This is a genomic window from Pseudomonas asplenii, from assembly GCF_900105475.1.
Lineage (GTDB): Bacteria > Pseudomonadota > Gammaproteobacteria > Pseudomonadales > Pseudomonadaceae > Aquipseudomonas > Aquipseudomonas asplenii.
In genome coordinates, this window is sequence record NZ_LT629777.1 from 2,976,893 (window position 1) to 2,997,102 (window position 20,210).

At 59.0% G+C, this 20,210-nt stretch carries 19 protein-coding genes and 1 pseudogene; 6 read left to right on the forward strand and 14 right to left on the reverse strand.

Features of this window, described 5'->3' with window-relative positions:
• Window positions 1-32 precede the first annotated feature (32 nt).
• Window positions 33-1,253 (reverse strand): alanine transaminase, encoded by a 1,221-nt coding sequence (alaC, locus tag BLU37_RS13625; RefSeq protein ID WP_090205660.1) that lies wholly within the window; start codon window positions 1,251-1,253, stop codon window positions 33-35.
• A gap of 161 nt (window positions 1,254-1,414) precedes the next feature.
• On the opposite strand from alaC, the gene BLU37_RS13630 reads away from it, so the two are divergent.
• A complete protein-coding gene (locus tag BLU37_RS13630) occupies window positions 1,415-1,900 on the forward strand; it encodes a GyrI-like domain-containing protein (protein ID WP_010445505.1) in 486 nt (161 codons plus the stop codon).
• A gap of 35 nt (window positions 1,901-1,935) precedes the next feature.
• On the opposite strand, the gene BLU37_RS13635 is transcribed toward BLU37_RS13630, so the two are convergent.
• Both BLU37_RS13635 and BLU37_RS13640 read right to left on the reverse strand, forming a co-directional pair.
• Window positions 1,936-3,153, reverse strand: a complete 1,218-nt coding sequence (locus BLU37_RS13635; protein WP_090205662.1) for an NHL repeat-containing protein — start codon at window positions 3,151-3,153, stop codon at window positions 1,936-1,938.
• A gap of 251 nt (window positions 3,154-3,404) precedes the next feature.
• Complete coding sequence (locus BLU37_RS13640) at window positions 3,405-4,259, reverse strand: LysR family transcriptional regulator (protein ID WP_090205665.1); 855 nt, start codon at window positions 4,257-4,259, stop codon at window positions 3,405-3,407.
• Window positions 4,260-4,348: 89 nt separating this feature from the next.
• Between BLU37_RS13640 and BLU37_RS13645 the strand changes: the two genes are divergently transcribed.
• On the forward strand, window positions 4,349-4,780 hold the full coding sequence (locus tag BLU37_RS13645) for a multidrug/biocide efflux PACE transporter (protein ID WP_090205669.1): 432 nt from the start codon (window positions 4,349-4,351) through the stop codon (window positions 4,778-4,780).
• A 106-nt stretch (window positions 4,781-4,886) separates the two neighbouring features.
• Here the strand turns inward: BLU37_RS13645 and BLU37_RS13650 are convergent, their stop codons facing one another.
• Both BLU37_RS13650 and BLU37_RS13655 read right to left on the reverse strand, forming a co-directional pair.
• Window positions 4,887-6,497 carry an inorganic phosphate transporter gene (locus BLU37_RS13650; RefSeq protein ID WP_090205673.1) on the reverse strand — a complete coding sequence of 537 codons (1,611 nt, stop codon included), beginning with the start codon at window positions 6,495-6,497 and terminating at the stop codon, window positions 4,887-4,889.
• 136 nt (window positions 6,498-6,633) lie between these two features.
• Window positions 6,634-7,656, reverse strand: a complete 1,023-nt coding sequence (locus BLU37_RS13655) for a transporter (RefSeq protein WP_010445500.1) — start codon at window positions 7,654-7,656, stop codon at window positions 6,634-6,636.
• A 255-nt stretch (window positions 7,657-7,911) separates the two neighbouring features.
• On the opposite strand from BLU37_RS13655, the gene BLU37_RS13660 reads away from it, so the two are divergent.
• Window positions 7,912-8,355: a hypothetical protein gene (locus BLU37_RS13660; RefSeq protein ID WP_090205676.1), complete on the forward strand. Its 444-nt coding sequence runs from the start codon at window positions 7,912-7,914 to the stop codon at window positions 8,353-8,355.
• A gap of 86 nt (window positions 8,356-8,441) precedes the next feature.
• Here the strand turns inward: BLU37_RS13660 and BLU37_RS13665 are convergent, their stop codons facing one another.
• Window positions 8,442-8,750, reverse strand: a complete 309-nt coding sequence (locus BLU37_RS13665) for a PepSY domain-containing protein (protein WP_090205678.1) — start codon at window positions 8,748-8,750, stop codon at window positions 8,442-8,444.
• Between the two features lie 160 nt (window positions 8,751-8,910).
• Window positions 8,911-10,050 (reverse strand): glycerophosphodiester phosphodiesterase, encoded by a 1,140-nt coding sequence (locus BLU37_RS13670; protein WP_090205680.1) that lies wholly within the window; start codon window positions 10,048-10,050, stop codon window positions 8,911-8,913.
• A 223-nt stretch (window positions 10,051-10,273) separates the two neighbouring features.
• On the opposite strand from BLU37_RS13670, the gene BLU37_RS13675 reads away from it, so the two are divergent.
• Window positions 10,274-10,600, forward strand: coding sequence for a DUF2025 family protein (locus BLU37_RS13675; RefSeq protein WP_090205683.1), 327 nt, complete (start codon window positions 10,274-10,276; stop codon window positions 10,598-10,600).
• A gap of 226 nt (window positions 10,601-10,826) precedes the next feature.
• On the opposite strand, the gene BLU37_RS29920 is transcribed toward BLU37_RS13675, so the two are convergent.
• The 4 genes and pseudogenes from BLU37_RS29920 to BLU37_RS13690 form a co-directional block, all read right to left on the reverse strand.
• The gene (locus tag BLU37_RS29920; protein ID WP_397428754.1) at window positions 10,827-11,348 is read right to left on the reverse strand and encodes a methyl-accepting chemotaxis protein; all 522 of its coding nucleotides are present in this window, start codon (window positions 11,346-11,348) and stop codon (window positions 10,827-10,829) included.
• A 75-nt stretch (window positions 11,349-11,423) separates the two neighbouring features.
• Window positions 11,424-12,053 (reverse strand): annotated as a pseudogene (locus BLU37_RS29925) (PAS domain-containing protein); the annotation flags it as partial.
• 267 nt (window positions 12,054-12,320) lie between these two features.
• A complete protein-coding gene (locus BLU37_RS13685) occupies window positions 12,321-13,394 on the reverse strand; it encodes a diguanylate cyclase (RefSeq protein ID WP_090205689.1) in 1,074 nt (357 codons plus the stop codon).
• Between the two features lie 171 nt (window positions 13,395-13,565).
• Window positions 13,566-14,180 carry a TetR/AcrR family transcriptional regulator gene (locus tag BLU37_RS13690; RefSeq protein ID WP_029532560.1) on the reverse strand — a complete coding sequence of 205 codons (615 nt, stop codon included), beginning with the start codon at window positions 14,178-14,180 and terminating at the stop codon, window positions 13,566-13,568.
• 196 nt (window positions 14,181-14,376) lie between these two features.
• Here BLU37_RS13690 and BLU37_RS13695 point away from each other — a divergent pair, with 196 nt between their 5' ends.
• Window positions 14,377-15,426 carry an MBL fold metallo-hydrolase gene (locus BLU37_RS13695; protein ID WP_090205692.1) on the forward strand — a complete coding sequence of 350 codons (1,050 nt, stop codon included), beginning with the start codon at window positions 14,377-14,379 and terminating at the stop codon, window positions 15,424-15,426.
• 220 nt (window positions 15,427-15,646) lie between these two features.
• Complete coding sequence (locus BLU37_RS13700) at window positions 15,647-17,236, forward strand: amidase family protein (RefSeq protein WP_232000501.1); 1,590 nt, start codon at window positions 15,647-15,649, stop codon at window positions 17,234-17,236.
• Window positions 17,237-17,250: 14 nt separating this feature from the next.
• On the opposite strand, the gene BLU37_RS13705 is transcribed toward BLU37_RS13700, so the two are convergent.
• The 3 genes from BLU37_RS13705 to BLU37_RS13715 form a co-directional block, all read right to left on the reverse strand.
• Window positions 17,251-17,580, reverse strand: a complete 330-nt coding sequence (locus BLU37_RS13705) for a helix-turn-helix domain-containing protein (RefSeq protein WP_090205697.1) — start codon at window positions 17,578-17,580, stop codon at window positions 17,251-17,253.
• A gap of 236 nt (window positions 17,581-17,816) precedes the next feature.
• Window positions 17,817-19,064: a ribonucleotide-diphosphate reductase subunit beta gene (locus tag BLU37_RS13710; protein ID WP_090205700.1), complete on the reverse strand. Its 1,248-nt coding sequence runs from the start codon at window positions 19,062-19,064 to the stop codon at window positions 17,817-17,819.
• 503 nt (window positions 19,065-19,567) lie between these two features.
• Window positions 19,568-19,831 (reverse strand): DUF2790 domain-containing protein, encoded by a 264-nt coding sequence (locus BLU37_RS13715; RefSeq protein ID WP_010445488.1) that lies wholly within the window; start codon window positions 19,829-19,831, stop codon window positions 19,568-19,570.
• Window positions 19,832-20,210 lie beyond the last annotated feature (379 nt).

Here is a 20,210-nt window from a genome sequence, read left to right on the forward strand (position 1 = left end):
CGCCAGTAAGCTGGCTGCTGCAAAGAGGCGGATCAGCCCTCGGCGGTTTTCTTCACCAGGCCATCGGCGCGGAACATGCTGCGAATGCCACGTACCGCCTGGCGAATACGGTCCTGGTTCTCGATCAGCGCGAACCGTACATGGTCGTCGCCGTACTCACCAAAGCCCAAGCCCGGTGAGACGCAGACCTTGGCCTCGGCCAGCAGCTTCTTGGCGAACTCCAGTGAGCCCAGGTGTGCATAGGCCTCGGGAATCTTCGCCCAGACATACATCGAGGCCTTGGGGTTCTCGACCATCCAGCCCAGTTCATGCAGACCCTTGACCAGTACATTGCGGCGTTGCCGATACTGTTCGGCGATATCTCGCACGCACTGCTGATCGCCTTCCAGGGCCGCGATGGCCGCCACCTGCAAGGGGGTGAAGGTACCGTAGTCGTGGTAGCTCTTGATCCGTGCCAGGGCGTTGACCAGTTCCGGGTTGCCGACCATGAAGCCGATCCGCCAGCCGGCCATGTTGTAGCTCTTGGACAGGGTGAAGAACTCCACCGCGATATCCTTGGCACCCGGCACCTGCATGATCGACGGGGCTTTCCAACCGTCGTAGACGATATCGGCGTAGGCCAGATCGTGGATCACCAGTACGTCGTACTGCTTGGCCAGGGCAATCACCCGTTCGAAGAAATCCAGCTCGACACACTGTGCGGTCGGATTCGACGGGAAACCGAGGATCATCATCTTCGGCTTGGGGATCGAGCCGCGGATGGCCCGCTCCAGTTCAGCGAAGAAGTCCACGCCTGGCACCAGCGGTACCGAACGCACCTGGGCGCCGGCGATCACTGCACCGTAGATATGAATCGGATAGCTGGGGTTGGGTACCAGGACGGTATCGCCCTGGTCGAGCGTGGCGAGCATCAGGTGCGCCAGACCCTCTTTCGAACCGATGGTGACGATGGCTTCGCTTTCCGGGTCGATTTCGACGTCGTAGCGATCCTTGTACCAGTGGGAAATTGCCCGGCGCAGTCGTGGGATGCCCTTGGAGGTGGAGTAGCCATGGGTATCTTCGCGCTGGGCGACGGTCACCAGTTTCTCGACGATATGCGGCGGCGTCGCACCGTCGGGATTACCCATGCTCAAGTCGATGATGTCTTCGCCACGACGACGGGCGGCCATCTTCAGCTCGGCAGTGATATTGAACACATAGGGGGGGAGTCGATCGATGCGCGCAAAGCGGCGCGGCGAACCTTGGTCTGCCATGGAGGCCTCTGATACGTAAGCGCCCGGAACCGTCCGAGCGACGTTGGCCACTGCGGTGGCCTGCGCCGCAGAAGATAATGGCGCTGATGGCCGTCTGTCCAGAGTCTTTTTTACTTCTATACTGCGACGCGGATTCTTTTCTCTTTCGGAGATTCGTAACCATGGACGACACATCACACTCTGTATTGGCCTCCCCGCGCTTCGAGCACGGTCACTTTCAATTGATCGCCGGCCTGGGCGGACGTTTCACCGCCGATACTTCGTCAGCCATCCCCGATCTGTGGGATGCCTTCGTACCGCATATCGGAAAGGTACCGGGCCAGTTGGGCGATGAAACGTACGGTATCTGCTGTAATCCTGACGGTAAGGGCGGTTTTGAGTACATTGCGGGAGTCGCTATCAGCAAGCTCGACGACCTGCCCGAACTGTATCGCTGGGTTGAGGTACAGCCGCAGCACTATGCGGTGTTCGAGCATCAGGGGTCACTCGATACTCTCAAGCAGACCTTCGAGGCGATCTGGAAGGAGTGGTTGCCCACCTCAGGTCATACGGCTGCCGATGCACCGGAGTTCGAGCGCTACAGTGCCGATTTCAACCCGCAACAGGGCACCGGCAAAGTCGAAGTCTGGCTGCCGATCTGTCGATAAACGACGGGCGCCGTGAGGGCGCCCGCACGACGGTTTTAACTACCGTGACAGCGGATCACCGCCGAGTGGCTGGCATAGCGCCCGGAAATCAGGATCTTGCCATCGGGTTGCAGCTCCAGGTGGGAGAAGTAACTGGTGTCACCGGGGATACGGTTGACGCGACTGATCCCCTTGTCGCCAAACTCACGGTCCACCTCGCCATTGCCCAGATGGCGCATCAGCCAGGTCTGGCTGCCGTTATCGATATGACCCACACTGACGATTCTGCCGTCTTCCTGGATGACGGTTGCCAGGCATATGCCGATGCCAGGGAAGGCGAGCGGACTGCCGGTGTTGAACTCGGGATCGAGCCTGCCTTCCTCGGTGCTGCGAACCAGTAGTGCGACATTGCGTGGGAGGTTCGCTGAACCTGCGGCGACGATTTTCTGGTCTTGTTGCACGGCAACGGCAAACAGCGTCGCGTTGCCTTCGCTGATCGACTCGAACTCCAGATATCCCGCGTTGCCGAAGCTGGCGTCCGGCAGGCCGGTACTGTCGTAACGCATCAGCACAGCCCGGCGGCCGCGACTGCCGGCGACCACCAGCTTGCCGTCCGCCTGCAGTGCAAGCGCCTCGAAGGCGATGTCGGGTTCCTGCGCGGTGACCACGCCACAGGTACCGAAGCCGTGGTCGAGGTGTCCGCTGCGGTCCAGGCGCACAATGACGTCCCTTTCCGGTTCGTCCTTGGCGGTTTTTTTCAGCAGCATGAGGATATGACCGTCCGTCTGCAGGGTGATCCGATGCCCCCGGCCTGTCCAGGGCGCCCGATAGGGCAGTCGGACTTCACCCTGGTCGCCAAAGGCCAGGTCCCGTTCGCCGGTTGTCGTCAGTCGCGTGCAAAAGGCCTGTTCATCGGCGCGGAAGTTGCCCAGTATCACCAGGTTCTGTTCATTATCCAGTGACGCATTGATCAATGTACGGCTCGGTCCTGGAAAGGACGAAGTGAAATGATTGTAATAAAAACCTTCGGCTACGAAGTCGGCCAGCATCATGCTGTTGGACGATGCGTCATGAACGCCGATAAACAGATGCCGTCCCTCTTTTTGTAAGAGTGAAGGGCCGACGAAACCAGGGCCGGCTTCGGAGAAGATCACCATGCCGTCCTGGTACTCACCGAACTCAAGGTCCAGTGTGCCGGGGCGTTGCGAGGTGTCGGGAACGTTGGTTGAAGAAACGGGTGGCGTTGCGTTGGATATCCGGTTTTTCATGTCCATTTATTATTGAATCCTTTCAAAAAATTAATCGAGGAGTCTGCTGTTCTTAAAAAACTGCAGGCTCGGACTTATTTAATGACTGAAAGGAAAGTTTGCCTAGTGTTCAAGTTTTACCATTGATGAGCAACTGATCTCATATATATGGCCACTCTGATCGCCAAGTAGGACGCTATTGGAGTATAGGGGAAGGAATATTCCCTCGAAGCGGCCAATGCACTGTTTTTCAGGCACTTGTCGGTCCATTTGGCTACTCACTCCAGCATCTTTGTCAGCAACCAACTGCCCGCTGGTCCCGGTGGATGCAGGCGCGACCAAAGGGCATCGACCGCCACCGGTCTGGGCCAGCCACGCACTTGCAACTGCACCAGCGAACCACCGGCAAAACGTTCCACCAACCAGCGCGGCAACGGTGCCCAGCCGAAGCCGCGCTGGGCCATTTCCAGTAACATCAGGTAGCTCGATGCCGACCAGATCCGCCCCTGGGCGCGGCTTTCGTAAGGGTTGACGATGGTCGCCAGACGCAACTCACGGTGTTGCTGCAGGTCCGTCTGGTCGATCTTTGCCAGGTTGGCCAGGGGATGTTCGGGGTGGACGAACACGGCGAATTCGGTGCGCTCGTCCACGGTGGCACTGCTCAGGTCCGGCGGGTAGCTGTCCTGCCTTTCGGCGAAGGCCAGTTGAGCCCGGCCCTGCTGCACCAGTTCCACCAGGTCGGCGCATTCGGCGATCAGGCACTCCAGCTCCAGGTCCGGATAACGCTTAGCGAATCCGCTGAGCGCCGCTTCGAAGCGATCGGACTGATAGGTGTCGGAAATCACTACAGTGAGCTTGGCCTCAAGCCCCTGTGCCAACTGGCTGGCGGCCATTTCCAGGCGGTTGTTGGCGGCGAGTATGTCCTCGGCCTTGCGCAGCATCACATGGCCGGCGGCGGTCAAGCCTGGCTTGCGGGTGCTACGGTCGAACAATTCGAAGCCCAGATCGATTTCCAGCCCGGCCACCGCCGCGCTGATGGTCGACTGGCTCTTGCCCAGCTTGCGGGCAGCGGCGGAAAAGGAGCCAAGGGTAGCGGCCTGGACAAAGGCCTGGAGTACTTCGTTGGAGGCCATGAACTATCGTCTCGATCGATGGTAATCGACTTTTAGTATCTGGATTGGTGGCGATAATCACAAGCCTCGACATATCGGGAGAGCCCGCCATGAACATCCGCAAATCCTTTACCGAACGTGTTTTCCAGGCCATCGGCTTCGAGTTTTTCGCGGTGTTGTTGTGCACACCGCTGTTTGCCTGGGTGATGAGTAAACCGCTGCTGGATATGGGGGTGGTCACGGTTGCCAACTGCTTTATCGCCCTGGCTTGGAACGTCGTATTCAACGGCCTGTTCGACCGGCTGCGCGAGCGTCTGGCACTGGCGCACAATGGCTGGACCCGGCTATTGCACGCGGTGCTGTTCGAAGGCGGGTTGATCGTGGTGAGTGTGCCGCTGGTAGCCTGGTGGCTGGAGCTGAGCTTGTTGTCGGCGTTGTTGCTGGATATCGGTGTACTGCTGTTTTTTCTGCCGTATACCTATGTTTATCACTGGAGCTATGACCTGCTGCGTGAGCGGTTGCTGCAGCGGCGAGTGGCCTGAGGATGTCATCCCCGGTGAACCGGCAGATGCCCCTGAAACGGGTAACGGGCTGAAACGACAAACCCCACCCTGGGGTGGGGTTTGTCCGTATCGTCCAGCACCTGCTTCAGAACAGCTTGGTGAACAACCAGTACAGGCTGCCCGACAGCAGGATCGCGGCCGGCAAGGTCAGGACCCAGGCCATCGCCAGGTTACGGATGGTCTTCATCTGCAGGCCGCCGCCGTTGGCGACCATGGTCCCGGCCACACCCGAGGACAGCACGTGGGTGGTCGACACCGGCAGCCCGTACATGTCCGCCGCACCGATGGTCAGCATGGCGACCATTTCCGCCGAGGCACCCTGGGCGTAGGTCAGGTGGCTCTTGCCGATCTTCTCGCCAACGGTCACCACGATCCGTTTCCAGCCGACCATGGTGCCCAGGCCGAGGGCGATGGCCACGGCGATTTTTACCCACAATGGAATGAAGCGTGTGGCGTTGTCGATCTGTTGCTTGAACAGTTGCAGCTTGCCTTGGGTATCGCTGTCGAAGTTGCCGACCTTGTTCTTGTCCATCAGACGAATGGCTTCGGAACTCAGGTACATGTCGTTGCGTACGTTACCCATGGCTTCGGCCGGCACCTTGGCCAGCGAACCATAGCCCTTCACTTCGTCACCGATATGGCCGGTCAGTGCAGCCAGGGCTGGGATCAGTTCCGGGGTTGCCTGCTGTGTACGAATGTACACGGTGAGTACCGGGCGCGGATCGGCCGGGGCCGGTAGCGGAGCGGCCTTGACCAGCGCAGCCTGGGTGACTTCGGCCACGGCGGCGAATTGCAGGGCCTGTTCGGCCGGCATGGTGCGGTTCAGCGCGTAGGCCATTGGCAGGGTTCCGACCAGGATCAGCATGATCAGGCCCATGCCTTTTTGTCCGTCGTTGGAACCGTGGGCAAAGGACACGCCGGTGCAGGTCAGGATCAGCAGACCACGGATCCACAGCGGTGGTGGCTGGTTGCCCTTGGGGGCCTTGTACAGCGCGCGGTTTTTCACGAACAGACGCAGCGCCACCAACAGCAGAGCCGCCATTGCGAAGCCGATGAGGGGGGAGAACAGCAGGGCGTAGCCGATCTTGGTCACTTGGCTCCAGTCCACACCGCTGGTGCCATCGCGACCGTGCATCAGGGCGTTGGCCACGCCGACACCGATGATCGAGCCGATCAGGGTGTGCGACGACGAGGCCGGCAGACCCAGCCACCAGGTACCGAGGTTCCACAGGATAGCGGCGATCAGCAGGGCGAAGATCATCGCAAAGCCCGATGACGAACCCACTTGCAGGATCAGCTCTACCGGCAGCAGAGCGATGATGCCGAAGGCCACCGCGCCGCTGGACAAAAGCACGCCAAGGAAGTTGAAGCAACCGGACCAGACCACGGCGAAATGCGGCGGCAGTGAGTGGGTGTAGATCACGGTGGCCACGGCGTTGGCAGTATCGTGGAAGCCGTTGACGAATTCGAAGCCCAGGGCAATCAGCAAGGCTACGCCCAGGAGCAGAAAGGGTGTCCAGGTGGTGACGACAGTGCCGAACTCGTGCATGTCGTGCAGCAAGCTGTAGGCGGTGAACAATAGACCGATGGCCAGCACTGCAAAGAAAAGGACCGCGGTAAAAACGCGAGGTTTACTTTCCAGCTGTGGCCTGCCGTCGACAGCGGCGGACGAAGCAGTCAATGAAGGAGTAGCCATGCCTGAAATCCTGTTTGGGAACGGATATCGGTCATGATCATTGCAAAATGTTACAGAAAGGCTGCTCCAGATCATTATCCATAGATTTTACTGTGCCGGTGGTCTGACGGGTTCGCCACAAGGTTGACTTGACCCTTCAGTAATCCTGGCGCTTGCGAAAGGCCCAGCGTCCGGCCAGCACGGTAAAGGTCGCCACCAGCGCCACCAGAATCCAGAAACCTTCCGGGTCACCGGCCAGCGGAATGCCGCCGACGTTCATGCCGAAGAAGCCGGCGATGATATTGATCGGCAGCGCCAGCACCGTGACCACGGTCAGGGTGAACAGGGTTCGGTTGGTCTGTTCGTTGACGTTGGCAGCGATTTCTTCCTGCAGCAGCTTGATCCGTTCGCCCAGGGCTTCGAGGTCGCTGAGAATCAACGAGAACTCTTCGGTGGACTTGCGCAGTTCCTTGACGTCTTCCTTCTGCAACCACTGCGGCGGGCGGTTGAGCAACCGCAGTAGCGAACCCGGTTCCAGTGCCAGCAGCCGTTGCAGGCGCACCAGCACCCGGCGCATGGCGCCCAGTTCCGAGCGGTTGTTGCTCAGGCGCAGTGCCAGCAACTGGTCTTCGATCTGGTCGACGCTGAGGGTGGTCTTGCGCACGATCTGCGTCAGCACTTCGCCTTGATCACGCAGCAGATGCACCAGCAGTTCCAGCGGCGAGCGAAAGTGTTCACCGGCCTTGACCGAGGAACGCAGCTTGTCCACCGAATGCAGCGGTTGCAGGCGCGCGCTGATCAGCAGCTTGCTGCGGGCACAGACCCAGAGTGTGGAAACATCCGATGACACCAGGTTACCGAGGTTGAACACCACGTCGTTGACCACTGCCAGCAAGGCGTTGTCGACATGCTCGATGCGGGTCGAGCGCGAACCTTCGTGCAGAGCCTCGAAGAACTCCTCAGGCAACGACAAGTGGGTCTTCATCCAGCGTTCGCAGGCTGCGTGAGCGAGGTTCAGGTGCAGCCAGAGAAACTGCTCGGAATCTTCGGGCTGTTGCAGATAGCGCAGGGCGGTGGCGGAGTCGATTTCCTCCCCGCGTTCGCCTGCGCGAAAGCGAAAACCGTAAAGCAGGCCGAACAGGTCGGGATCGCGGTGACTTTGGTCAAGGCTGTGGTTCATGGAGTCTCGCTGAAATGAAGCGCCCGAAACATTCTTTTACAGGTTCGCTTGAAGGGCATCATCTCAGGGCTTTTTGACGTTTTTGTTACAGTTTGGGATGGAGTCGGCTCCATGAAAAAAGCCGCTCGCAAAATTCTGCCGCCAACTCCCGTGTGTATGTATCGAGATGCTGACCAACGCGATACAGGATAGGTCTCAAGACGGCCAAGGTTATGTCGATGATTGGGGGATCACCACCTGAATAGGACGTTTCCCATGGTCAGCATCACTTCGGTCAGCATCACTCCAAGCCTGTCCACCAGCACCGCTACCAAAGCGGCGAGCAGCGACGACACCACGGCCAGCGGCACCGTCGCTGCTACCGCCACCGATTCCACCAAGGCTGGTGGGACCCAGGCAGCGGCAGGCGGTGGCGCCGCAGGCAGCAGTGACAGTTCCAGCTCGGAATCCGATACCGTCAAGGAACTGCGCAAGCAACTGGCCGAATTGCAGAAGCAGTTGCAGGAACAGGAGCAGCAGTTGCAGAAAGCTCAGGCCAGCAATGACAGCGACGAAGCCAAGGCTACCGCTGTGGCAACTGCCTCAGCCCAGGTGGCGACGATTTCCGCCTCGATCCAGACGATTACCGCAGCCTTGACCCAGGCGCTGCAGGACTCCGGCAGCAGCACTTCGGGCGGTACCGTCAACACCACGGCCTGAGTGCTGGTGTCGCGCTACTGCCGGTAAAAACAGGCAAGCCGCACGTTCCTTGTGGCGCGTGCGGCTTGTGGTTTATGCCGGTCGAATCAATTGTCGCGCTTTTCCTGCAGCACGGCGGCGCTCTTGGCGTCGAGCTTGACCTCCCATTTCACACCGTCGGCAGCCTTGAGTTCGACTTCATAGACATACCCGCCGCTGGCGGCATGGTCCAGCTCGGTGTCGGTGATGGTCGCGCCAGGATACTTGGCCAGGGCCGCCTGGTTGAGTTTGTCGAAGTCGGTGATCGTTCCGGATTTCAGCAGCCCGGGAATATGGTCCGGCCGGACGTCGGCCGAGGCGAAACCGGCGGCGAGGGTCAGGGCGGTGGCGGTCAGCAGGGTTGTGAACGTTTTCATGGGTGATTCCTTGTCTGGACGATTTCAGTGGGATCAGACTAAGTGTTGCAACTTAATTCACCCTTAAATTGAACCCGTGCTTCCTGACTGGCGATTGCGCCGTTTGTGCAATCGCCGTCCAGCCGGCTTGGGCTGGACGGGATGCGCCCCACTCGTTCACTCAGTAGCCGTTGGCCTTGAGGATCTGCGGCACGGTTTGCGGCGCTGCGCGCTTGAAGTACTTGAGCAGTTCGCTGGTGCGGTTGGTGAAGATGCCATCGACGCCGGCGTCCATGACCTTCTTGAAGTCCACCGGCTCGTCGACGGTATAGACATGGACCAGCAGGCCCTTGTCGTGGGTCACTTGGTTCATCCACGGCCTGACCAGGTCCGAGTAGCTCTGGTCGCCGCCATGGGTCAGCTCAGCCGATGGACCGGTGCCGATGGCGCCGTGCTCCTTGGCGAAGTCGATCCACTTGATGAACTCGGCCTTGTCCTTCGGTTCCTGCCTGGCGTAATAGGCAGCCTTGGTCTTCTCGCCGGAGTCGGCGAAGCTGACCGTCGACTTGGGCTCGATGCTGCCTTCACCGACCCACAGCAGGAGGATCTTCGGCGTGTCCGGCATTTCCTTTTGCAGCAGTTCCAGGCTGCTCTTCTCGAAGGTCTGCAGGATCACCTTGCCGGGGCCCTGGCCAACCTGCGGCTGCTCCTTGGAGTAGATCTTTTCCGGGCCGAGCAGGCCGCGTTCCTGCAGCTTGTTTTTCAGGTCATGCTCGATGCCGGGGAACTGCTTGGGCTCCTTGGTCTCGATGTACAGGCCGGGGCGGTGCTTGGGGTTGGCCTGGGCGATGTCGATGATCTGGTCCAGGCTTAGGATCTTCAGGCCGACATAAGATGGCCGTGCGCGCTCGGGATAGGCCTTGTTGAACCAACTGCCAGCGTCCAGGCTTTGCAACTCGGCCCAGGTGAACGCGTTGGCCGGGCTGTCCTTGCGCTCGGGGAACTTGCTGGCGACGTCGGTGGTGCGCGACAGATTGTTGTCGTGCAGGGCGAAGATCACACCGTCCTTGCTGCGCTGCAGGTCCATTTCCAGGTAATCGGCGCCGAGGTCGCGGGCCAGGGTATAGGAGGCTGCGGTGGATTCGGGAGCGTCGTAGGACGCGCCACGGTGGGCGATCACCGCCGGGTACGGAATCCCCGCCCTGGCGGCGAGTTCGGCCGGGGCAGTACTGGCCTGTGCGGTGTCCAGCCCCATGGCCAGCAGCAGGCTCATGAGCAGAGCACTTTTCTTGAAGGTGGTGGCGCTGAAGGCGACAGGCATTTCGAATTCCTTTCGTGGGAAGTGAAGGCCCCTTTTAACAACTGAATGCTTCAAGTGCTATCGCGAAATGGTGTCGAGATCTGGATGTGTCGTTTTTTCGACACAACCCGGGCGGATTTTGCAGTAGGCTTGAGCGATAGTTTCCCCAGCAGAGGGAACGTATTCCTACCTTGTGTGTAAACCATCAACCCATGGGCCTTCAGGCTCTTCAGTGAGGTTTACCATGCGCATCACTTCCGAACTCATCTGTCAGGCCGCCGACCAGCTCAAGGGCTTCGTGGGCCTGAATCGCAAGACCGGCCAGTACATCGTCCGTTTCAGTGAAGATTCCTTCGGCATGGATGTGGCCGACGACGGGATCATTCCAGCCAGCGAATTCGTCTGGCTGCCGGCTGAGCAGGAGGCCATGTGCCTGGCCCGGGAGCGGATCCAACTGCTGCTGGACCAGAACATCGACGAGCGGATCAATATCACCGAGCCGTTGCGGGTCTACATGCGACGGGCGGAGATTCCCCAGATCGCCGCGCTGCGTCAGGTGTTGCCTGGTTGACGTAATCGGCTGCCAGTTGCAGGGCAACGGGGGCGATCACTTGGGGGTGTGATCGCCGACCAGGGCATTCTTCAGGGCAGGGCGCAGATCCATAGGGTTTTCCTCCGGCTTGTCAGTCTCTGCGCTGAACTATAGATCTGCGTTTTCGCAAACAAAATAGATATTCGTTCAAGTGAGCAATGCCGTAGGGCAATGTTCTCCTGAGGGCTGCGGAGTCTGCTCCGGGTCAATGTACCTTGTCGTTGGCAAACATGCTGACCGCCTGTACGGCATTGCTCGCACCGTCGCGGATCTGCAGGATCACCGTGCCAGCCTCGTCCGCCAGCCCGACGCCCTTGGACGCGCGGTCGCGGGTGCTGTTCATGCTTTGAATGGCCTGCTGGGTTTCGTTCTGGATCATGCCGATCATGCTGGAAATTTCGGCGGTCGAGCCGCTGGTGCGCGCTGCGAGCAGGCGGACCTCGTCGGCCACTACGGCGAAACCGCGACCCTGTTCACCAGCCCTGGCGGCTTCGATCGCGGCATTGAGTGCCAGCAGGTTGGTCTGGTCGGCAATGCCGCGAATGGTGTTGACGATGGCGGTAATCTGTTCCGAACGTTCGCCCAGCTTGGCGATCAGCGTGGAAGAACCTTCGATGTTCGAGGCGATCTCGCGCATCTCGGTGGCTGCCTGCTGGATCACCTCCGTGCCTTGCTCGGCGACCTTACGAGTCTCCACCGAGATGTGATAGGCCTTGCTCGCACTCATGGCGTCCTGGGCATGCTTTTCTTCCCGTTGGGTCACATCCGAGGCGAATTTGACCACTTTGCACAACTTGCCGCTGGCGTCGTAGACCGGGTTATAGCTGGCTTCCAGCCAGACGCTTTGGCCACGCTTGGTCAAGCGTTCGAACTGACCGTTGAAGAACTCGCCCTGGTTCAGCCGTCGCCAGAAGTCCTGGTATTCGCTACTGCCGGTGGTCGCCGGGATGCAGAAGGTCCGGTGGTGCTTGCCCTGGATTTCGGCCAGGCTGTAGCCCATCAGGTTGAGGAAGTTCTGGTTGGCGCAGATGACATTGCCATCAGGGGTGAATTCGATGGCGGCCATGGCCCGGTCGATGGCCTGCAGTTTGCTGCTCGCTTCGCTTTCCTGCTGGATCTTGGCGGTGACGTCCATCGCGTACTTGACGACTTTCACAGTCTTGCCGCTTTCATCACGGATCGGGTTGTAGTTGGCTTCCAGCCAGATACTTCGGCCGTCGGCGGCGACCCGTTCGAAGGTGCCGGACTCGAATTGTCCAGCCTTGAGGCGTGACCAGAGCTGACTGTATTCGGCACTGCGGGCATAGTCCGGGGGACAGAACATGCGATGGGGCTGACCAAGCACTTGCTCCTGGCGATAACCCATGGTCTTGAGAAAGTTGTCGTTGGCCCGTAGGACCGTACCGTTGAGGTCGAACTCGATGACGGCCATGGAGCGATCGATAGCGGAGAGTAGGCAGGCCTGTTCGTTGATGGTCTGTTGCAGGTCGTGCAGGTTTTTTTATGGGCGGCAAAAAACATGGTTTCAACTCGGAGAGAGTGGGAAATCAATCCCTTTCGAGGCCCGGCAGACTGCGGTCTGCGAGTGCGCCGGTAGCCAGCGTTCCATAGATGGCAATTTGCCTCGAAATACTTATACAAGATCGTTTTTGTTTGTACAAGATTTTGCCGTGCGGTTCGTCGCCTCAGTCAGTGGGTGTCAGGCTGAAGTGGCCAGGTACTCGCTGGAGTTTTCGTCGGCGGCGCTGTTGACCTTGTTGCGCCCGGTGTTCTTGGCCATGTACAGGGCCTTGTCAGCCTCGTTCAGCCAGGCGCCAGCATCCTTGAAAATCGCGCGGCAGGGGGCCAGGCCGATGCTCAGGGTGACACGAAGATCCGGTATTTCCTCACTGCGGTAATTGCTGAAGACCTGGCGCAGCCGTTCCATGATCTCGCCGGCCTGGGCCAGCGACATGCCCGGCAGGATCACGCAGAACTCGTCCCCGCCATAGCGTCCGGCCAGGTCATGTTCGCGCAGGTTGGCACGCAGGTCGCGGCTCAACTGGCGCAGCACGCTGTCGCCGATCAGGTGGCCATAGCTGTCATTGATGGTCTTGAAGTGGTCGATGTCGATCAGCGCAATTGCCGCCTGGCACTGTGTTTGTCGACATTTGTGAAACTTGACTTGCAGCAGATCCTTCCAGGTACCGTGGTTGAGTAGTCCGGTCAGGCTGTCTGTGCGACTCAAGGCACTCAGGGCGCGTTTGTGGTCGGCGAGCTTGATCGCCACCTTGAAGCTGCCCATGCCAATGACCATGGGATACAGGATCAGCACCGGCAGGCAGGCGTAGATCTGCATCTGGGTCGTCACTCCGTTGAAGGCCGGGGTGAAGATCAGCCAGGAGACGATGATTCCCAACAATTGGGCGACGAAGCCCTTGAGCATCAATCGCGGGCCGCCGGCAGCGACGTTATGCATGGTCATCAAGGAGAGCATCGTGACGGTGACGAGTATGTTGAACTGGATGGTCGCGGCCCAGAAACCACCCATCAGCGAGTCGATCAGGATATTGCGTCGTTCCGTCTGGTAGGGAAAGTCGGAGCGCCGAGCGACCCGGTAGGCGAAATGCGGCCAGATGGCTGCATTGACTATCAGCAGGCCCCAGATCCACATCGGCATCGACAAGGGGGCAAGCGCGGCGATTATGCTGAAGCAGCCGATGCCAACACCTACCATGCGGGGCAAGTAGATGCGTCTGGCAAATGATTGCCCTTTGCCGCGATGGATTTCCATAGGTCTCTGCGTCACTAATTTCTTTATTCTGAACAAAGGCACTGTGTTCGGGACGCAATGGCTGTTCGTCCGATAAACAGGATGAATATTGTCGAGGATTCCGTAAAGAATAATCAGTGTCCTTCCAGGCCATTTCGAGGGTCTGAAGGGAGGCTTCGCAGTTTTCGTCGGTTATTTGACGATTTCGTAGCCGCAAAGGAACAGATCCAGCGCCGACTCTATGACGCGCGTCTGTGTCGGAGCATCCAGCAGCGGTTGGCCAAGGGTAATCTGTGGCCAGAAGGCGAATGCCTTGAGCAGGCAGTGAAGCTGCTGGGTGGCGAATTCGGGGTCGACCGTCTTGAGTTTGCCGTCGGCCTGGGCGTCGCGAATCCACTGTTTGAAACCTTCCTCCTGGTTGGCCAGGCGCGAGACCATATCTTGCGCACGTTCCGGTACATGGATGGTGGCGGCGATTGCCACCCGCGCCAGATCGAGGAAATTGCTATCGTTGAACAGACGCATCTTGCGCATGAGCAATTCCCGCAGTTGTTCCCGCAAGGGCCGCCGTGAGTCATAGGTCATGTCCATCTGCGCGGCACTGCTGGCCCACAGGCGATGGAGGATTTCGGCAAACAGGTCTTCCTTGCTCTGGAAGTGGTTGTACACCGTGCGCTTGGAGACTTCGGCCTTGGCCGCGATCCGATCCATGCTGGTCACCTCGAAACCGTCGGCGCGAAAGGCGGATATGGCCGCCTGGATGATTGCTTCGCGTTTACGGTCGGTGAGGCGCAGGGGGGCGGTCATGGGCAGGCTTCGGCAGGTTAATAAAAGTTACACTCGGCAGTTTACTTGTCGAGTGCTTTGGCGCAAGCTAGAAACTACACTGTGTAGTGTAGTTCTTTTCTGCAACATTATCCGATCAAGGTTTGCCAGCAGCAGCCAGCGATCATTCAGCCCCTGAGCGTGGGAACTCCTCCGGGTTCCTGGGAGTCACCCTGTCATGGCCATTCGTTCGCGCATTGTCGATAAACCTTCGTCCTTGAAAGAGCAGGGCGCCTTTCGCAATCTGGCGCCGACACCCCACGGCGGCCTGGGTAAGACACTGGGCATCTTTTGGCGAATGACCTTCCAGAAACCGCGTAATACCCGGCCGGTGGGCAGCGTGCCGGTCCAGGCTCTGAGCCGTGAGCAACTGCTCGCCGCCGCCGATTTCAGCGTGTTCCGCCTGGGGCATTCGACTCTGCTGCTCAAGCTGCACGGCAAGTTCTGGCTGACCGACCCGGTATTCTCCGAACGTGCGTCACCTGTGCAGTGGGCCGGACCGAAGCGTTTTCATCAACCGCCCATCAGACTGGAAGAATTGCCGCCGATCGAGGCGGTGATTCTTTCCCACAATCATTACGACCATCTGGACCGCAAGGCTGTGCTGGCGCTGGCAGCCAAGACCCAACACTTCCTGGCACCGCTGGGGGTGGGCGACCTGCTGGTCAAATGGGGCGTTGCGCCGCAGAAAGTGCAGCAACTGGACTGGTGGGAGGAAACCTCGGTCGACGGCATTCGCTTTGCTGCCACGCCGTCGCAGCACTTTTCCGGAAGGACGCTGTTCGACAACAACCAGACCTTGTGGGCCTCCTGGGTGATGATCGCTGGTGATGTGCGAATTTTCTTCAGCGGCGACAGCGGTTACTTCGACGGCTTCAAGCAGATCGGTGAACACTATGGACCGTTCGACCTGACCCTGATGGAAACCGGAGCCTATAACGTCGACTGGCCCCATGTGCACATGCAGCCTGAACAGAGCCTGCAGGCGCATCTGGATCTTCAGGGACGATGGCTGTTGCCGATCCACAACGGCACGTTCGATCTGTCGTTCCATGCCTGGTACGAACCCTTCGAGCGCATCATGGCGCTGGCCTGGGAACGCAACGTATCCATCACCACGCCGGCCATTGGGGAAGCCTTCAACCTGATGCAGCCCCATCGTGGCCGCGCCTGGTGGCTGGAAGTGGAGCAGACGGAAAAGATCGATACGCCCATCACTGTTCGCTAGTGACTTGTGCGTATGCCCGGCGTTATCGGTCGCCGGCCCTGCTTGTCGTCGCCTGCCGATCAGACCTGATCTGCCGTTTTGCCTCCCGCCTCACGGGTTTCATTGATTTTTCCGCCGTTCTGAAGCGATTTAGGCTCGCCGCCGCTGCTGCGGGCACTTATTAGTATGGTCGTCGCCGGTGAAATGGATCGCTGGCGTTTGATTTATCAGGACACGATCAATGAGTCGAACCCTTCCCCGGTGTGCCTTGGCGCTCACGGGTGTTGCCTTGCTGAATACTCTTTCCCTGAGCTTACAGGCCAAACCCCTGAGCCGCAGCGGCCTGTCCGAAGCCACTGTGCTGAGCGCAGCCGAAAACAGGGCTTTGTCCGGCATGGTCTATGCGAGTGCCGAGGAGTTGGCTGCGGCGTTGGCTGAGCGGCGTTTCACCTCGTTGGAACTGGTCAGCTATCTCATTTCACGGGCGGTCGATCTGGATTCGTTTGGTCCAGCGCTCAACGCCGTGATCGAATTCAATCCCGACGCACTGGCGATTGCCCGGACGCTGGATGAGGAACGCCAGGCGGGCAAGGTTCGTGGTCCGCTGCATGGCATCCCGGTATTGCTCAAGGACAATATTCACACCGCCGACCAGATGCATACGGCAGCGGGTTCACTGGCCATGATCGAGGCGATGGTGGTCGAGGATGCGTTCATCGTGCAAAGGCTTCGCGAGCAGGGTGCCATTATTCTGGGCAAGACCAACATGAGCGAATGGGCGAACTTTCGCGGTGACGGCTTGCCCGATGGCTGGAGCGGTCGTGGTGGGCAGACGAGGAATCCTCACGCACTGGACGGTGATGTCTGCGGTTCCAGTTCAGGCTCTGCGGTTGCGGTCGCGGCGGGGTATGCGCCCTTGTCCTTGGGGACCGACACATTCGGCTCGGTGCTTTGTCCTGCGTCGAGAAATGGCGTGGTGGGCATGAGACCCACGGTGGGGCTGCTGAGTCGTAATGGAATCATTCCTGCTTCACATGAACTCGATACTGCCGGACCGATTACCCGCATGGTACGTGATAGCGCCTTGCTCCTCAATGTCCTGGCAGTTCTCGACCCGCAGGATCTGGCGACGGCGCAGGTTCCGGTCATCAAGGACTATACGCAAAAATTGAAGGTTGATGCGCTGCAGGGAAAAACCATCGGTTACCCCAGTCGCTTCAAACCGGGCAGCAAGGACCTGGACGAACACCCGCAGTTCTCCCAGGCTCTGGATGCCCTGCGTCGTGGCGGCGCCGAACTGATTGCGGTCGACCTGAAGTCGACTGACTGGAGCGAAAACGATGATGTTCGAATATCACGCCTGTTCGACATGACGATCAAGCGGGTACTGCCTGGCTATTTGGCCCAGCGTCCAGGTTCCCCGGTCGTAACCTTGCAGGATCTGATCGATTACAACGAAAAATACTCGGATGAGGAGGGGCACAATCAGGACCTGCTCAAGCGGGCCAACGCCCTGGTATTTGATGAGGACGAATACCAGAGGCTGTCCGACGAACTGCGCGATGAGGCCCGGCGCAATATGGACCGCTTGCTGGCGGGCCACAGGCTGGATGCGTTATTGGGTGATCCTCATCCCTACGCGGTGCTGGAGTTGGGAACGGCAGTCTTTGCGGGTTATCCGGCCGTTACCGTGCCTTCAGGGATGGACGCCGACGGTTTGCCCACAGCGGTGAGTTTCTTCGGTCCCCGTTGGAGCGACGCCGAACTGCTGGCAATCGCCTATGGCTATGAACAGGGCTCCAGTGCCTTGCAGTCTCCGGACTTCCGATGAATATGAACGGGTGCTTATTCGATCAGTTCGTAATCCAGCCGTTCGATCGGGTCTGGTGTGGTCCCGCGGATATTCATCCCGCGTCCAGGCGCGAAGCCTGGGAAAAATACCAGGCCTTCGGCCTCAAGGCGAAAGGCCAGTGCCAGGCGGGTGACATCTCTGAGCATTGCCCCGGTCTCGAAGCGTTGGATGGCGGCGACCGAGACGCCAGACTCGCGGCTCAGATGCTCTCGACTCCAGCCCAGCATGACCCGGGCCTGCAAACAGTGCAGTGGGGTGAATTGATGCAGAACCATGCGTTCAACGGTGGTACTCATCATGTGACAGGCGGCGTGGCTGGACATGGCGCTCTCCAGAAGTGATCGGCTGATTTTAAAATACTGTGTTTTTGTACAGTTGTTTTCAAGCTGGATCAAAGGCTTTTTCGGCAATCCGACTATCGGTAGCCGGCCTGCACGCCCTAAAGGGGCGAAATCAACCCATCATCAAAACGCGCCAACGGATACGCACACCGCTGAAACAAAAAAGCCCTGACCAAGTCAGGGCTTCCATTACCGCGATCTACTCGTAAAAGAACGAATCAGTCCCAGCTCAACGCACCACCGGTCTGATACTCGATCACACGGGTCTCAAAGAAGTTCTTCTCCTTCTTCAAGTCCATGATCTCGCTCATCCACGGGAACGGGTTGGTTGTCCCTGGATACTCTTCCTTCAGACCAATCTGCGACAGGCGACGGTTGGCGATGAACTTCAGGTAATCCTCCATCATCGCCGCGTTCATGCCCAACACCCCGCGAGGCATGGTGTCACGCGCATATTCGATCTCCAGTTGAGTCCCTTGCAGGATCATCTGGGTGGCTTCTTCCTTCATTTCGGCATCCCACAGGTGCGGGTTCTCGATCTTGATCTGGTTGATCACATCGATACCGAAGTTCAGGTGCATGGATTCGTCGCGCAGGATGTACTGGAACTGCTCGGCCACGCCGGTCATCTTGTTGCGGCGGCCCATGGACAGGATCTGGGTGAAGCCGCAGTAGAAGAAGATGCCTTCCAGCACGCAGTAGTAGGCGATCAGGTTACGCAGCAGTTCCTTGTCGGTTTCGACGGTGCCGGTATTGAACTTCGGATCGGAGATCGAACGGGTGTACTTCAGTCCCCAGGTCGCCTTCTTCGCGACCGATGGAATCTCGTGGTACATGTTGAAGATCTCGCCTTCATCCATGGCCAGCGATTCGATGCAGTACTGATAGGCGTGGGTGTGGATCGCCTCTTCGAAGGCCTGGCGCAGGATGTACTGGCGGCACTCGGGGTTGGTGATCAGGCGGTAGACGGCCAGCACCAGGTTGTTGGCCACCAGGGAGTCGGCGGTGGAGAAGAAGCCCAGGTTGCGCATGACGATGCGACGTTCGTCGTCGGTCAGGCCTTCGGGGTCTTTCCACAGGGCGATGTCGGCGGTCATGTTGACCTCTTGCGGCATCCAGTGGTTGGCGCAGCCGTCGAGGTATTTCTGCCAGGCCCAGTCGTACTTGAAGGGGACGAGCTGGTTGAGGTCGGCGCGGCAGTTGATCATGCGCTTTTCATCGACCGCGACACGGGCCGAGGCGCCTTCGAGTTCAGCCAGGCCTTCGGCGACGTCGAGTGCATCGAGGGCGGCCTTGGCACGGATGATCGCGGCGGAGTCGCTGGCGGTCACGGCACGGGCTTCGAGGGCGGCGGCGCCACCGGCGCTGTCCAGGCGATCGAGGGTGGCTTCGCTGGCCTGGCCGCTCTTGCTCTCTTTCTCGGCTACTTCGCCGTCTTCTTTGTCGAATTCGTCCCAGCTCAGCATGACGTGTCGTCTCCTGCGTGAGGGCCTGGCGCCCGTGTGAAAACACTGATGGTCGGTTTTGCACACGGCACGATGGCCGCGTTGGATAAAGGAATCGTTTCTTGCTCTGGCAGTGCAGGCAAACAACGGAAATTCGTACGGGGCCCTCGAGGGGCGGATGGCGCAGGGGATGACGCCTGTTCCAGCAGCGATGCCAGCGTGAGAACGCTACCCTGCAAGGGAGTGTTGCGAGCCCGTTTTACCCGGCCATTATAAGGGCTTTTTGCGGTCAGTGGTGTGACGGATTCTGCCCTTGCGTATGCTTTTCAGAGCTCGAGTCTGGTTTGCAGGGCTTTGCTGGCAAAAGATTTTTTTGTCCGAAGGGCGTGTTTGCGACGAGTGGTTTGCGGCTGGGGAAGGGGGCTGGTCTGAGCGCTCGGCCCGGAGTCGGTCGTGGTGCCGATCAACCTTTGCGGCAGCCGCAAGAATCACTTCCTGCGGCCGGCGGTTATCAGTTCAGACTGTCAGCCATTGGAACAACCATTGCCCATTACACGATATTCCATGATATGCCGATGACCTTGGGAATCTTCATAAATCATACGGGCCGGTACAACTTCGCACACTTCCGGAGTCGGACTGATTGAAATAACTTTCTGAATGTCCGGGTGCAAGGAGTAAGTATATTCTTCTACCGGCAGGTTCTGGCTGGCTACATCGGTCGCCGCCTCGTCGGCCATGGCGGTCGCACACAGGCTGCTGAGGACTAAAGCGGCAAAAAGTTTCATCGGTTCACCTATTGACGGTCGTGTGGGAGCTCGCGGCCCTTGTGGGACCGCGTGTGAAACTCGGAAAGTTTGAATTCGAATTAACGGCCTTCGTGGGGGCTGTCGCTGGGTTAACTCGTTGCCTTAGTTGGCGAAGTTGATTTTAAGAGTGCGCAAAACATTCATACAGGTCGTCTTTTGATAAAGACTATTGACAAAATCTGTAACAATCGTCAAAAAACGTCTTGCCCCGAGTTATTTTCGATAAGCTGGAAAGCGTCACGGGCAGCGTGCTTGAGCCCTGCTGGCGGTCAATACGAGGTTTTGTAGGGTTTTGTTACTACCATCGTCGAATGGTCCAGCAGCCTCAGCCCGGCTACAACAGGGCCATAAAACAACA

What these genes read in the sequence shown, in the direction of transcription:
- alaC (WP_090205660.1), bottom strand. Translation starts at nt 1,253, where the DNA reads ATGGCAGACCAAGGTTCGCCGCGCCGCTTTGCGCGCATCGATCGACTC.
- BLU37_RS13630 (WP_010445505.1), top strand. Translation starts at nt 1,415, where the DNA reads ATGGACGACACATCACACTCTGTATTGGCCTCCCCGCGCTTCGAGCAC.
- BLU37_RS13635 (WP_090205662.1), bottom strand. Translation starts at nt 3,153, where the DNA reads ATGGACATGAAAAACCGGATATCCAACGCAACGCCACCCGTTTCTTCA.
- BLU37_RS13640 (WP_090205665.1), bottom strand. Translation starts at nt 4,259, where the DNA reads ATGGCCTCCAACGAAGTACTCCAGGCCTTTGTCCAGGCCGCTACCCTT.
- BLU37_RS13645 (WP_090205669.1), top strand. Translation starts at nt 4,349, where the DNA reads ATGAACATCCGCAAATCCTTTACCGAACGTGTTTTCCAGGCCATCGGC.
- BLU37_RS13650 (WP_090205673.1), bottom strand. Translation starts at nt 6,497, where the DNA reads ATGGCTACTCCTTCATTGACTGCTTCGTCCGCCGCTGTCGACGGCAGG.
- BLU37_RS13655 (WP_010445500.1), bottom strand. Translation starts at nt 7,656, where the DNA reads ATGAACCACAGCCTTGACCAAAGTCACCGCGATCCCGACCTGTTCGGC.
- BLU37_RS13660 (WP_090205676.1), top strand. Translation starts at nt 7,912, where the DNA reads ATGGTCAGCATCACTTCGGTCAGCATCACTCCAAGCCTGTCCACCAGC.
- BLU37_RS13665 (WP_090205678.1), bottom strand. Translation starts at nt 8,750, where the DNA reads ATGAAAACGTTCACAACCCTGCTGACCGCCACCGCCCTGACCCTCGCC.
- BLU37_RS13670 (WP_090205680.1), bottom strand. Translation starts at nt 10,050, where the DNA reads ATGCCTGTCGCCTTCAGCGCCACCACCTTCAAGAAAAGTGCTCTGCTC.
- BLU37_RS13675 (WP_090205683.1), top strand. Translation starts at nt 10,274, where the DNA reads ATGCGCATCACTTCCGAACTCATCTGTCAGGCCGCCGACCAGCTCAAG.
- BLU37_RS29920 (WP_397428754.1), bottom strand. Translation starts at nt 11,348, where the DNA reads ATGAGTGCGAGCAAGGCCTATCACATCTCGGTGGAGACTCGTAAGGTC.
- BLU37_RS13685 (WP_090205689.1), bottom strand. Translation starts at nt 13,394, where the DNA reads ATGGAAATCCATCGCGGCAAAGGGCAATCATTTGCCAGACGCATCTAC.
- BLU37_RS13690 (WP_029532560.1), bottom strand. Translation starts at nt 14,180, where the DNA reads ATGACCGCCCCCCTGCGCCTCACCGACCGTAAACGCGAAGCAATCATC.
- BLU37_RS13695 (WP_090205692.1), top strand. Translation starts at nt 14,377, where the DNA reads ATGGCCATTCGTTCGCGCATTGTCGATAAACCTTCGTCCTTGAAAGAG.
- BLU37_RS13700 (WP_232000501.1), top strand. Translation starts at nt 15,647, where the DNA reads ATGAGTCGAACCCTTCCCCGGTGTGCCTTGGCGCTCACGGGTGTTGCC.
- BLU37_RS13705 (WP_090205697.1), bottom strand. Translation starts at nt 17,580, where the DNA reads ATGTCCAGCCACGCCGCCTGTCACATGATGAGTACCACCGTTGAACGC.
- BLU37_RS13710 (WP_090205700.1), bottom strand. Translation starts at nt 19,064, where the DNA reads ATGCTGAGCTGGGACGAATTCGACAAAGAAGACGGCGAAGTAGCCGAG.
- BLU37_RS13715 (WP_010445488.1), bottom strand. Translation starts at nt 19,831, where the DNA reads ATGAAACTTTTTGCCGCTTTAGTCCTCAGCAGCCTGTGTGCGACCGCC.